Genomic DNA, 13717 nt, shown 5'->3' with positions numbered 1-13717 from the left:
ATTGCGTATATGTTTTCAATTACCATCGTTATATTAATATTGACTTGTATCGTTTCATTTACCGCTTTCTCGAATCAGAAAGTTATTGATGATTTGATCTTTTATCCGCCTGCCATCACACAAAGAAATCAATGGTATCGCTTTATTACCAATGGCGTGATTCATGCTGATATTCCCCATTTGGCATTTAATATGTTTTCGTTTTATCTGTTTGGGAATTTTGTTGAAAAAGACTTTATGTACCTTTTCAATGAAAATGGTAAAATACTATTTCTTGCCATGTACATTACAGCTTTAGCTGTTTGTTTAATACCTACCTATTTTCAACACAAAGACAATTATCATTACCGAAGTCTGGGTGCATCTGGAGCAGTATCAGCTGTTGTATTTGCAGGCATTTTCTTAAACCCCACCATTAAAATTGGACTCATCATCATTCCACCCATCATTCCCGGATTTATATTTGGCCCTCTATATCTGATACTATCAGCTTATATGGCAAAAAGAGGGGGTGATCATATCAATCATTCTGCGCATTTCTGGGGAGCGGTTTGGGGAATCGTGTTTGTGATCATCACCTGTTTACTATTAACAGAGTTCAACCCCATCACTAATTTTCTGGCGCAGGTAAGAGACTACTTTTCGTAACGAAATAACACTGCTTTTTGCGTAGTTGGCTTGATGCGAAAGCGATGGTCGATCCGATAACCGATCACCCAAACGATTCGTCGATCAGATTCTAATACCCATACATTTTCTTTATCGGTCAATGATAATTTCTGATCGATAAAAAAACGACTGAGTTTCTTTTTCTTCATCATCCCTAATGGATAAAAGTAATCGCCTGTTTTCCATTTACGGAGTATCAATGGATAGTGCAGTTCAGCGAAATCAATGAGTGCTTCATTTTGATTGGAATGAATGGTAAGATCATCCGTCAAACGGATATGCAATTGCGCTGATCCGAGATGAATACTACCGGTTTCTTTTTCAATAAGTAAAATCGAAGATTCTTTCGCTGCAATGGGCGACAAGATCATGTGACTCCTATTCTTGATCAATCGATGTGTTGGAGAATACAATACACTGCCATTATCTGCATCCAATAATTTAATGGCTTCAAATGTTTGTGCGGGTGTAAAGCCATAGGATTTCAATAATTCATACGTAACCGTTACCAGTGGACTCGCTTTTTTCCATGCGAGTACAGGAATTACTATTTCCTTATTATTGATACGCATCAACTTTTTAAATTGAGCCTGCAATGCCGACTCATACAATTGATAAGCTTCTCGTAACCGAACCACCGTATGCTGCAAATTTTCATTTGCTGAAGGATATTGGGTTCGAATCATGGGTAATACTTGATTCCGAAAAAAGTTACGAGTATAATCATCATGTTGATTTGATGAATCTTCTACATAGTGTAAAGCTTCTGCATTGGCATAATCCTGTAATGCTTGCTTGGAAAAAGAAAGCAGGGGTCTGATCAAAAATTGTTCAGGCCTGTAGGGATCCATACCGGTTAGACCTGTCAACCCCGTACCCCTGAATATATTCATGAGCACTGTTTCGTTGTTGTCATCAGCGTGATGCGCCGTTACCAGGTATATTTTCTTTGAATGCTGTTTTGACAGCTCTTGCCTTAAAGTTTCAAACCACTCGTATCGAAGTATTCTGGCAGCTTCTTGGGTAGCAATTTTTCGTTCTGCTGCAAATGACTTTGTTTCAAAATGTTTGACTTCTAAATGGAGTGACCATTGTTCAGCTAGTTGTCGTACAAAAGTTTCATCCCGACTACTTTCTTCATCTCTCAATTGAAAATTGACATGGGCGAGAATCATATCAAATCCCGAAGATTTTAATAGATGAGCAAGCACCACACTATCAACACCACCACTCACAGCTACAATTAACTGACAATGTTCGGGAGATATCCACGAAAATCGGGTCTTGAGTATTTGTTGAAATCGTTGGAGCAAACTCATACATGCATCTCCTACCCTTTTTTAACTTCTTTGGCCCAAGTGTCCTTCAAGGTTACCGTTCTGTTGAATACAGGTTTCTCAGCAGTACTGTCTTTATCCAAACAGAAATAACCTTTGCGAAGGAACTGATATCGATTATCACTCGAATCAGCTGCTAGTGCAGGCTCTGCATATGCATTGCTGATGACTTCCAAAGAGTCTGTATTGATATGATCTTTAAAATCGCCTTCTGCATTCCCTACATCTTCGACTTTGAACAAGCGATCGTACAAACGAACTTCCGCTTTCACTGCGTGACGGGCACTCACCCAATGTAGGGTTCCTTTTACATTGATACCGGACGTATCAGAACCACTTTTGCTTTCCGGAATGTAAGTACAATGTAACTCCGTGATGATTCCGTTGGCATCTTTCACTACTTCATCACAACGAATAATATAGGCGCTTTTCAAACGCACCATTTGTCCGGGTGCCAATCTGAAATACTTCTTAGGCGCCACTTCCATAAAGTCATCTCGTTCAATATAGAGCTCTTTGCTAAACGGGATTTCTCTGTTACCGGCATTGGCATCTTCCGGGTTGTTTTCACTCCACAAAACTTCTCCTTCGCCTTCATAATTGGTAAGAACCACTTTTAATGGATCAAATACCACCATTCTTCTAACTGCAATTTTATTCAGATGTTCACGAACGCAAAACTCTAGCAATCCAACATCGATCAAGTTATCTCTTTTGGCAATACCAATACGATCACAAAACTCACGAATGGCTTCCGCAGTATACCCTCTTCTGCGCATACCACTGATGGTAGACATGCGTGGATCATCCCAGCCATTCACATATTTCTCATTCACCAGTTGTAACAGCTTACGTTTACTCATGACGGTATACGTCATATTCAAACGTGCAAATTCATATTGTTTGGAAGGAAATATCTCCAGTTGTTCAATGAACCAATCATACAATGCACGATGTGGTATAAACTCTAACGTACAAACCGAATGCGTGATATTTTCAATAGCATCACTTTGTCCATGTGCAAAATCATACATCGGATAGATGCACCACTGATCACCGGTACGATGATGATGTGCATGTTTGATACGATAAATGATCGGATCACGCATGTGCATATTGGGATGAGCCATATCAATCTTTGCACGTAAAACTTTCTCCCCATCTTTGAATTGTCCGGCACGCATGGCTTTAAATAGTTCTAGATTCTCCGCAACAGATCGATCTCTAAATGGACTATTCGTACCCGCTTGTGTTGGTGTTCCTTTTTGTTGTGCAATGGCTTCACTGGTACTGTCATCTACATATGCCAGTCCTTTTTCAATTAGTTTGATGGCAAAACCATAGAGTTGCTCAAAATAATCAGAAGCATATCTTTCTTCTGCCCAATTAAAACCCAACCAGCGAACATCATCTTTGATACTCTCAACGTATTCAGTATCCTCAGTAACAGGGTTGGTATCATCAAAACGAAGATTGGTTTTACCTCCGTATTTATTTGCTAAACCAAAATTCAGGCAAATACTTTTGGCATGACCAATATGCAGATAGCCATTAGGTTCGGGTGGAAAACGGGTAACGATGGACTGGTATTTACCACTACTTAGATCCGCTTCTACGATCTCTTCAATAAAATTCAGACTCTTTTCTTCAGACATACTACGCTATTAGGGGAACAAAGTTAAGCTTTGTGTGCTATCCCTGTTTCCCCTATTGAAACGATTTAGCCATAGATTATCTGAAATCTGCGAATCTGTGGCTAAAAATGCACTTAGTTCATCTGATAATCTTTCACAAACTGAACAGCAGCTTTCATATCATCATGTAAAACTCGATCCTGTTCATTGAAACTGATGTTTTCTCGAAAAGCTTTTACCATCCGCTCTACTGTTGATCCGCTTTGAAGGGGTCTTCTAAAATCCAATGCCTGCGCCGCACTCATAAGTTCGATAGCCAGTACTTTCTCCACATTTTCAATCACTCGCAGACATTTAGTAGCCGCATTGGCGCCCATACTTACATGGTCTTCTTGGTTATTAGAGGATGAAATACTATCCACTGAAGCGGGTGTACTGAGTTGCTTGTTTTCACTCACAATACCTGCGGCAGTATACTGAGGAATCATAAACCCGGAATGTAATCCCGGGTTTTTCACAAGAAATAGCGGTAATCCTCTTTGCCCACTGATGAGCTGATAGGTTCTTCTTTCTGCAATGTTGGCGATTTCACTCATGGAAATGGACAAATAATCCAGTGCCAATGCCAAGGGCTGACCATGGAAATTTCCACCACTTAGAATGAGATCATCTTCAGGGAAGATATTGGGGTTGTCTGTTACAGAATTGATTTCACGTATAAAAACAGACAATACATGTTCAAAAGCATCTTTGGACGCACCATGTACCTGAGGGATACAACGAAATGAATAAGGATCTTGCACCTGTTGTTTAGCTTGATCTGCAATGCTGCTATCAGATAAGTATGCTCTTAATTTGGCAGCAGTAGCCACTTGGCCGGCATGTGCCCTAATGGTATGGATTTGCTCTTTGAGAGGCTCTGTGGTACAATCAAAAGCATCAAAAGACAATGCACTGATCAGATCAGCCATGTTCAACAGATGTTCTGCTTTTTTAAGGCAATATAATCCATAGGCACTCATGAATTGAGTGCCGTTGATGAGTGCCAAACCCTCCTTGCTTTGTAATTGAATAGGACGCCAGCCCAATTCATTGAGAGCGGCTGATGATGGCATTTTTTTACCTTTGAAATACACATCTCCGAGTCCAATCAAAGGCAAACTCAAATGACTAAGAGGCGCCAGATCACCGGAAGCACCTAAAGAACCTTGTGTATAGATGACGGGGAGTACTTCATGGTTATACATTTCCATCAAACGCTTCACGGTATCAATTTGCACCCCGCTATGTCCATAGCTCAATGACTTGATCTTGAGCATGAGCATGAGTTTTACAATATCGGTGGGCACTTCTTCTCCCATTCCGCAGGCATGAGATACCAGTAAATTGTATTGTAATTGACCGATCTGATCGTTATCGATCTTCACATTTTGCAAAAAGCCAAATCCGGTGTTGATTCCGTAGAAAAGACGGTCTTTTTCAGCCATTTTTTTGTCCAGGTATTCCCGGCAGGCAAGGATGCGCTCATGGGCGTCGAAAGTGATGGAAACATGCTGGTGAAAGTCCAGTAAATTCTTAATCTGACTAAAATGCAGCCATTTTCTGTCTAAAGGCAAGTAATTATAGCTCATGAAGGCAATCCTTTGCCGCAAAGTAAGGAGTTTTGAGAGAAGCCGAATAGAAAGTCATTTGATTTGATGAACTGATGTTTTTTTCTTTATTTTGCGGCTCTGAAAAATTAATATTCCTGAGTATCAGGACGATTAAGGACCGGTAGTCAGTCCGCCTCAGGCGGAAGCAACTGCTACTTGTTTTGAATATAAATTGGACCGGTAGCTCAGCTGGATAGAGCATCCCGACTTTAGTCGGGAAGGTCATTGAAAATATTGTCCATTTTGGACCGGTAGCTCAGCTGGATAGAGCAACTGCCTTCTAAGCAGTAGGTCATTGGTTCGAATCCAATCCGGTTCACTAGCCTCACAAATATGTGGGGCTTTTTTATTTTACCTCAATTGGATAGAGCATCCCGACTAAAGTCGGGAAGGTCATTGGTTCGAATCCAATCCGGTTCACAAAGCCTTTTTTAAGAAACCTTATAAGTCAACAACTTGTAAGGTTTTTTTCATTTTCAGGGTATACAATGGGTAAACATTTACGAATTAACGCCATAAAGTAAACTAATTAGCCCTAGGGGGAAAGAACCGAATAGCCTGTGAATAAAAGGTTGCAGGATAACAAATAGGTAGTGAATGTACAACGCACCTGAAACGGACTTATAACGGACTTATAACGCACCGATAACGGAACAATAACCCTACCCCCCTTCAACTAGCGTCAGGCTTAAGCCAGTAGCTAGTTGAAGCAGGTGATTTAACGAACCCTTGATTGATTCCCTCATAAAGCTTTTGTATTTTACAAAAGCATAACATGTTTAGGTATTTAAAAACCATACAAGCACTCTGCACTTTTTATAAAAGCTATTGCTTCTTCTCGGTCTTAATTAGTCTTTTCTGTGTAAGAACATTCTGGCTATATGGTTTTGCCAGTTTATCGGGTATTTTTTGGTTAAAAATTTTGACGCAGGGTGTAATCTTTTTCTTTGTGAACCAAGTAAAAAAGAAAGAGTATTACTATGATCAAAACTTGGGTATTGGAAAAAAATTACTTTGGACTGCTACCCTAGTATTTGATTTTGTATTGTTTGTTGTTCTTCTCATCCTAGCAAACCAATATTCATGAAGAATGTATTAGAAGCGGATGGGATTCGGTTGGATATGGACGAACACATTTAACTAAGCACTTCTCTGATTTAGAAAGATTAGGCTACATTAGTATTTGATTAAATCCCTCTACTTTTTAATTTCAATGCGCATTCTTTCTTTTCAACACCCCTCCAGAAGTCTCTCTAATTGTATTAGCAAAAACAAAAGCTTTAGGATCTACTTCGTGAACAAGATTTTTGAGTTTTCTTAATTCCAGTCTGGTAACCACTGTAAAAATGATGTCGCAATCTGCACTCTCTTCAAATTTACCCGGTAAAAAACCTCGCTCGCCTTTATATACGGTAATACCTCTACCCAGTTTATTTACCAATTGATATTTGATCACTTCACTTTTAGAAGAGATAATGGTTACACCCGTATACGCCTGTATGCCTTCTACCACATAATCGATACAACGTGTAGCCGTAAAATAAGTAAGTATGGAATAGAGTGCTGTTTCAATACCAAATTGAAAAGCTGCTATTGAGAAAATAAGGATATTAATACCTAAAATGATTTCAGTAATCGTGAAAGAAGTTCTTTTGAGTGTGTATAAGGCAATGACTTCAATTCCATCCAAAGCTGCACCAACACGCATTACCAATCCGATTCCAATCCCCAGAAATGCTCCCCCAAAAATTGAAATAAGTAATTTGTCTGCAGTCAATGCAAAGCTAGGTAATAACTCCAGACATATTCCCAACAGTAAAACACCAGCCAACATACGGATGGCAAAACGTTTTCCAACTGAGAAATAACCGGCTACCATGAGTGGGATATTGAAGACTATGATCAATACAGCCAAGTTATAATGATAGATTTCGTGTACCAATAAAGATATACCCGTAACACCTCCATCAAAAAAATGATTGGGCACTAAAAAGCCCTTCAATGCTACCCCTGCGAATAATACACCCAAAACCATGAAAATAGCATCTTGAACAACTTGCATCAATGATCCTTGTTCGTTTGTGGGGTTGATGGTTTGGTTGAGCTTTTCTTGTAAAGCTGCTTTATTATTTTGCTTTCCCTGCTCCATATTTTTTTTAGCTGTATCAGTATAGTACTTGTGATCGTTTAAAAAATCAATTTGCTTGAGCAGCCACTCGCGTTCATCTTTTACGCGATGAAAGCGTTTCATTTCTGAATACAAGGCTGAAGCCATTGTATCATAGGTATCAGTTCCCAAATAATACAGATCAGCATCACATAATATTCTACTGAGCATATCACCTGCAGATTGGGGTAGTTTTGTAGCCATGATCATGGTACCAATTTGATCTACTTCTTCTTGCGTAAACCCATATTCCGGTAATAGTTTCTGCGCTATTTTACAGGACAACATCTCATGCTCTTCATGACTTTGCAGAAAACCGGTATCATGCAATAATGCCGCAGTTTGTACAAGGAGTTTGTCTTTATCCGATAAATGTTCTTGTTCGGCTAAATAAGTAGCCGCTTCTACTACATTACGGGTATGTTGAACATTATGATAGGTAAGATAAGCCGGTAATCCATGGGTTAACTTATCTATGACTACAGTATATAATTGTTGAAACATGCTCATAATATCAATTGAGTACTTCGAAAAGCTCTGCAGCTTCCTCTTTGTTTTTCAGGTTTTTTGTGCCTATAGATTGACACTGAAAAGATAATTTTACTTTCTCATACGATTCTGCAGTAATCAAAATTTGCCCTTTTCCGGCTATGGTCTGTAATCGTTGCGCCGTATTCACTACATCTCCAATGACAGTATAATCCAGTCTCTTTAATGTGGCTGACCCAATATTACCGGAAATCATTTCTCCACTATTGATTCCAATGGATACATGCGGACTAAAACTATATTCTTCTGGTAATGCATTGATTCGATTGCGTATGGACAAACAGGCATCGATGGCACGATCGAGATGAAAATTACCTTTGAATACAGCCATGACACAGTCTCCGATAAACTTATCAATGATGCCGTTTTGTGCGATGATTTCTTTCACCATCAGATCAAAATAGTTATTTAGTAATCGAACCACTGTATCGGGCGTTTCTTTTTCGCTAATACTGGTAAACCCGCAGATATCAATAAAAGCAACCGTTGCTTCTGTAGTTTCGTTTTCCAGCAGTGAATGTTCAAACTCCTTCGTTCCCATGAAATTCAACACATTAGAATCTACATACATTTTAAGGATATTATTCTCTTTAATGGCCTGTAGGGTTTCTTTTAGTTGATTAACATACTTAATTGTTTTCTGAATAGTCAATTCGAGGTCTTCAAAGTTGACAGGTTTTGTAACAAAATCAAAGGCACCTTTATTCATCGCCACCCTGATATTATCCATATCACCATATGCAGATACCATTACAGCTCTTGTGAGTGGGGCTACGTCACCTAATTTAGATAATAAGGTAAGTCCATCCATTTCTGGCATATTGATATCAGACAGTACCACATCAATATCGGGATGAGCGGATAATTTTTCTAAAGCATCATTTCCATTACAAGCGAAAACAAAATCATACTGTTGTTCCCGAATTTTCTGTCGGAACTTTTGCCTGATCAATAATTCCAGATCGGCTTCATCGTCGGCCACAAGTATTTTAGTCATGATGTTTTTGTTTTTAGTTTGTCTTTCAAGAGATTGAAGTCAACAGGTTTGGTCAGGAAATCATCCGCCCCCAAACGCATAGCTTGGTCATGATTTTCCTGATCACCATAAGCGGTGAGCATCATGACTACCGGTGGAGGGGTTTCGTATTTTTCTTTGATTTCCCGTAGTAATTCCAAACCGCTCATACCGGGCATATTGATATCAGACAAAATCAATACCGCTTCATGGTGGTTATGTTGCATATAATCCAATGCTTGTTCGCCTGAGAAGGCAAAAGCAAATTGAAATTCGCCGGAGCGAATCTCTTTTCTGAAACGTTGTTCAAATAAAGCTTGAACATCTATTTCATCATCTACAACAAGGATTTTCATTAGGTTTAGTTTTGGGTGTTGAAAAATACAGGTAATTATGAAGTTGGTAAATAGATGAAAAAACGTGTCCCCTCTCCCTCTTTACTTTCCATATCAATACTGCCACCATGTGCTTTAATGATATCATAGCTCAAACTCAATCCTAAGCCGGTGCCTTGTCCTGCCGGCTTGGTGGTAAAAAAGGGTTGGAATATTTTTTGTTGAACAGATTTTGGTATACCGGCGCCGTTATCCTCTACAATTATAGCCACACCATTCTTTTCAGACCGAGTGCTCACTGTAACTGAAGGAGTATAATCTGTTGAAGCTTGCTTTTTTCGCTCATTTACAGCATAAAAAGCATTACTGATCAAATTGAGAATCACACGACCTATATCTTGTTGTACCAGTTTCAATTTGGGTATCGTGGAATCAGCATTCATTTCAAAATTGGCATTGAATGATTTGTCTTTTGCGCGTAATCCATGATAAGCCAGTCGTAAATATTCATCACAGAGTTCATTGATATCTGTAAGTTCTTTTTGTCGGGTACCGCTTCTGCTGTGTTGAAGCATTCCTTTTACAATACTATCAGCGCGTTTACCATGGTAAGTGATTTTATCCAGATTCTGGATCACATCTGTTGCTATATCTTTAGCATCCTCTGTATTGCCTTTATCCAGTTCCTCTTTCATTTCCTGAAGTAATTCAATACACACTTCACTGAAATTATTGACGAAGTTCAATGGATTTTGAATCTCATGTGCTATCCCAGCCGTCAATTCTCCTAATGAAGCCATTTTCTCGGCTTGTATCAATTGAGATTGGGTAGTTTTTAATTTTTCCAGTGCTTCATCAGACTTAGCCTTTTCAAGTTTTATTTCTAGTTTCTGCTGTTCCAACAAATCATTTGCTTTCTTCTGAGTTTGGTAATTACTATATATAATGATCCCTATGATCAAAGCAATAACCAACCCTACTAATAAGCCAATAATTTTTATCTTATTTCTCAATGCAGTTTCTGCAAGGTCTACTTCATATGCTGTTTCTTTTTGATCGTATTCAGAAATCGCTTTAAAAGTGGCAGCATTCCTGATCAGTATTAAACTATCCTGATAGTCTATAGTAAGCCTATTATAGTGATTTACCTTTGTAGCATTATTTTTGACAAGGTATAGCTCCGATAAAGACTTAGATATATCAATAACGTCTTGATATTCTTTGAAACGTATAGCCGGCTCTAGTGATGCTTCTGCGTACCAAATGGCAGAATCATAATTTTTAATTTCTTTAAAATATTTACTAAGATTATAGAGATACCCTGTATTTATCCGTGATGAAATTCGATAAAAATAAAGAGCAGAATCATAGTTTTTCTTGGCCATTTGAATGTCTCCAAATTGACTATTGAGTGCACCCTTGCCCATAGCAGTCTGTGATCTTGAGTTAATAAGACTCTGTAGCATATTTGCATAATATTGAGCCGAATCTAATTGCTTTGTCTTTAAATGAAATATTGAAAGAAATGTATAAAGCAGCGAAGCGTCATATTCCGGATTCTTAATAAAAATATCTTTTGCTTCATACGCGTACTTAAATGCAGCTGCTATATCAAAATCGGCGTAGAATTTTCCAAGCTGCGCCAATATTTGCCCTTTTGTAAGTGATAGGTTATTATCTCTAGTTACCTTGAGCGCCTTTAAAAGAAGTTCATATCTTTTGACTTGATTTCCAATATTAGCATTTTGAACAGAAAGGTAAAACAAGAACCAAGCTTCTTGGTCAGGCAGGTGGAACTTTCTAGCTTCTGATAAACCTTTATAACCATAATAAAAGTTAGAATCTGCATTTTTGAAGAGAAAATATTGACATAAGCCTAATAATGCATTTACCCTAGCAGAATCATTTTTAGCTTGTGCGAGTTTATGATAAAGACTATCTTTATCTTTTATCGTTTGTGAAAAGAGTGAGCAATTCAAAAAACAAACAAGAAATATTAATAGGACACGTTTCATTCATTGACAATTTTAAGTGAAACAACAAACTTTGTTCCTTCCCCCTCCTTCGTCTCTACTTTCAACTCACCCCCATGCACTTTCACTATATCATAGCTCAAACTCAATCCCAATCCGGTTCCTTGACCAGTTGGTTTGGTAGTAAAAAACGGCTGGAATATTTTTTCTTTAATCACTTCCGGTATACCCATTCCATTGTCTTTCACACTAATGCTGACCATATCTTTCAGCTTCTTGGTTTCAATTGTTACAATGGGTTCATAGTTGGCCTCTCCTTTCTTTTTCCGCTCATCCGTGGCATAAAAAGCATTATTAATTAAATTCAAAAGAACTCGACCAATATCTTGCGGTACAATATCCAGTACCCCCACCTGAGGATCTAATTTTGTTTCAAATTTTGCATTGAAGCTTTTATCCCTTGCCCTTAATCCATGGTAGGCCAAGCGGAGATATTCATCACATAATGCATTGATATCCGTTGGTTCTTTTTTACCGGAGCTGGTTCTACTGTGCTGTAACATCCCCTTTACAATAGCATCTGCCCTTTTACCGTGGTGATGGATCTTATTTAAATTGTCTTTGACATCTGCAGCGATTTGTTCGGCATCTGTATAATTGCCTTTATTCAACTCAACTTTCATTTCATCGATTAATTCTTGACTTACTTCACTGAAATTAATAACAAAGTTTAGAGGATTCTGTATTTCATGGGCAATACCTGCTGTCAATTCACCCAATGAAGCCATCTTCTCAGATTGTATCAGTTGAGCTTGTGTAGATTGTAAAATTTTTAGTGAATTTGAAATTTCTAATTTTTGTTCTTGTAACACAAGGTTCATTCTTTTGTGTTTTCTATTATTTTTTATAAAAAAAAATAAAATAATTGCCATCATCAAGACTGCTGATCCAATTATAATAAGACGGGTTTGCTCTTTATTTTTTGCCTTTAGTTGCGAAAGCTCATAATTTCGTTGGTTTTCATCTAATTCTAAGAAAGTTGTGAATGCAGTACGTTGATTTATAGCTGCCAAAGTGTCCTTAAATGTAGACGCTAGATTAGCATAGTAAAGCGCACTGTCTTTATATAAACTCTTATAAGAATTACTAATAGTTTCACAAGATCGGATGACACTTTTATATTCTTTTGATTGAAGGGATAGTAAAAGAGCCTGACGAGAGAAATAAATAACAGAATCAATCCTCTCTTTTTCTTGATACAGCTGAGCCAACCGATTATATGCTGCGGTATGCCATGTATAACGTAAAGACATTTGTAAAACAAAATGCAGTTGCTGGATAGCTTTAGCTTTATTTTGTTTTTTTTCTGAGACAGATGCTTTATATAAATAAATAAGCCCGAGAAAGTAATTATTATTCTTTTTTGAAAACTCTTCTGCCTTGTTTAAATAAAAATCGGCTGAATCAAGATTACCAAAAGATGATGTAAGTGCTCCAGCCACCATGGTATAGGATCTTATTAGACTAACAGTATCTTTCAATTGAGTAAATAACAAAACTGCTTCTCTTGCAAATTTTTCAGCGGTTATAGTATCAGCTAAATCTATTCGATAAATAGAGGATAAATACTCTTTAATGGGCGCAATGATGGTATTATCTTTTTCTTCTTCTGCCAACTTGAGAGCTCTTAATTCTAACTGCACCGATTTTACGATATTGGTAATTCTTATCCTAGCAGCAATAGCTCCCAGTGAACGGATAATACCTTTTCTATTACCTGTCTTTTGTGAAATCAGTAGCGCTTTGTTCGCATAATAATACGCACTATCAAAATTCAACGCAGCATATTCTGATGATAGCCCTAGCATCAATGTAATACGACCACTATCGCTTGCAGTATGATTCAAAAGATTTTTTAAAGAATCTAGGGGAGACTGTGTAAATCCTTTATTTAAAAAAAGGAGTGCAATAAATCCAATCATTATTCTTCTCATATTGCCAATGGTATTAGAATGGTAAATCTCGTAAACTCTCCCTGTCTTGATTCTACAGAAAAATTTCCTCCATGGGCTTTTACAATATCATAGCTCAAGCTTAGACCTAATCCAGTCCCCTTTCCTGTTGGCTTAGTAGTAAAAAACGGTTGAAAGATTTTTTCTTTAATTCCATCCGGCATACCGGCTCCATTATCTGTAACGGCGATACTAATACTGTCTTTAAACTTCTTGGTCTCAACGATCACCATTGGTTCATAACTATTTTCTCTTTTCTTTTTCCGCTCATCTGTAGCATAAAAAGCATTATTGATCAAATTCAAAAGAACTCGACCAATATCTTGCGGTACAATATCCAGTACCCCCACCTGTGGATCTAATTTTGTTTCAAA

10 protein-coding genes and 1 tRNA gene are annotated in these 13717 nt (G+C 37.9%); 2 read left to right on the top strand and 9 right to left on the bottom strand.

Annotation, left to right across the window (positions count from 1 at the left end):
• Positions 1–9 precede the first annotated feature (9 nt).
• The gene (locus ACTIEV_RS13700; RefSeq protein WP_322196200.1) at positions 10–648 is read left to right on the top strand and encodes a rhomboid family intramembrane serine protease; all 639 of its coding nucleotides are present in this window, start codon (positions 10–12) and stop codon (positions 646–648) included.
• On the opposite strand, the gene tilS is transcribed toward ACTIEV_RS13700, so the two are convergent.
• The 3 genes from tilS to hutH form a co-directional block, all read right to left on the bottom strand.
• Positions 636–1988 (bottom strand): tRNA lysidine(34) synthetase TilS, encoded by a 1353-nt coding sequence (gene tilS / locus ACTIEV_RS13695; RefSeq protein WP_322196201.1) that lies wholly within the window; start codon positions 1986–1988, stop codon positions 636–638. The two genes, ACTIEV_RS13700 and tilS, sit on opposite strands and share 13 nt — an antisense overlap.
• An 11-nt stretch (positions 1989–1999) precedes the next feature.
• Entirely contained in the window at positions 2000–3661 is a 1662-nt protein-coding gene (locus tag ACTIEV_RS13690; protein ID WP_322196202.1) for a glutamine--tRNA ligase/YqeY domain fusion protein, read from the bottom strand.
• Between the two features lie 113 nt (positions 3662–3774).
• On the bottom strand, positions 3775–5271 hold the full coding sequence (gene hutH / locus ACTIEV_RS13685) for a histidine ammonia-lyase (protein ID WP_322196203.1): 1497 nt from the start codon (positions 5269–5271) through the stop codon (positions 3775–3777).
• A gap of 266 nt (positions 5272–5537) precedes the next feature.
• On the opposite strand from hutH, the gene ACTIEV_RS13680 reads away from it, so the two are divergent.
• Positions 5538–5611, top strand: a tRNA-Arg gene (locus ACTIEV_RS13680).
• A gap of 891 nt (positions 5612–6502) precedes the next feature.
• Here the strand turns inward: ACTIEV_RS13680 and ACTIEV_RS13675 are convergent.
• The 6 genes from ACTIEV_RS13675 to ACTIEV_RS13650 form a co-directional block, all read right to left on the bottom strand.
• Positions 6503–7963 carry a YitT family protein gene (locus ACTIEV_RS13675; RefSeq protein WP_322194969.1) on the bottom strand — a complete coding sequence of 487 codons (1461 nt, stop codon included), beginning with the start codon at positions 7961–7963 and terminating at the stop codon, positions 6503–6505.
• Positions 7964–7973: 10 nt separating this feature from the next.
• Positions 7974–9005 (bottom strand): adenylate/guanylate cyclase domain-containing protein, encoded by a 1032-nt coding sequence (locus ACTIEV_RS13670; protein ID WP_322194967.1) that lies wholly within the window; start codon positions 9003–9005, stop codon positions 7974–7976.
• Positions 9002–9379, bottom strand: a complete 378-nt coding sequence (locus ACTIEV_RS13665) for a response regulator (RefSeq protein WP_322194965.1) — start codon at positions 9377–9379, stop codon at positions 9002–9004. The genes ACTIEV_RS13670 and ACTIEV_RS13665 overlap by 4 nt, the downstream gene beginning before the upstream one ends.
• 35 nt (positions 9380–9414) lie before the next feature.
• Positions 9415–11373 (bottom strand): sensor histidine kinase, encoded by a 1959-nt coding sequence (locus ACTIEV_RS13660; RefSeq protein WP_322194963.1) that lies wholly within the window; start codon positions 11371–11373, stop codon positions 9415–9417.
• A complete protein-coding gene (locus ACTIEV_RS13655) occupies positions 11370–13325 on the bottom strand; it encodes a sensor histidine kinase (protein ID WP_322194961.1) in 1956 nt (651 codons plus the stop codon). The genes ACTIEV_RS13660 and ACTIEV_RS13655 overlap by 4 nt, the downstream gene beginning before the upstream one ends.
• Positions 13322–13717 (bottom strand): sensor histidine kinase (locus ACTIEV_RS13650; RefSeq protein WP_439516681.1); only part of this gene is annotated, 396 nt, incomplete at its 5' end. The genes ACTIEV_RS13650 and ACTIEV_RS13655, both read right to left, overlap by 4 nt.

Source organism: Sediminibacterium sp. (assembly GCF_051861365.1).
Taxonomy (GTDB): Bacteria; Bacteroidota; Bacteroidia; order Chitinophagales; family Chitinophagaceae; genus Sediminibacterium.
This window is presented reverse-complemented; position numbering and strand designations above follow the sequence as displayed.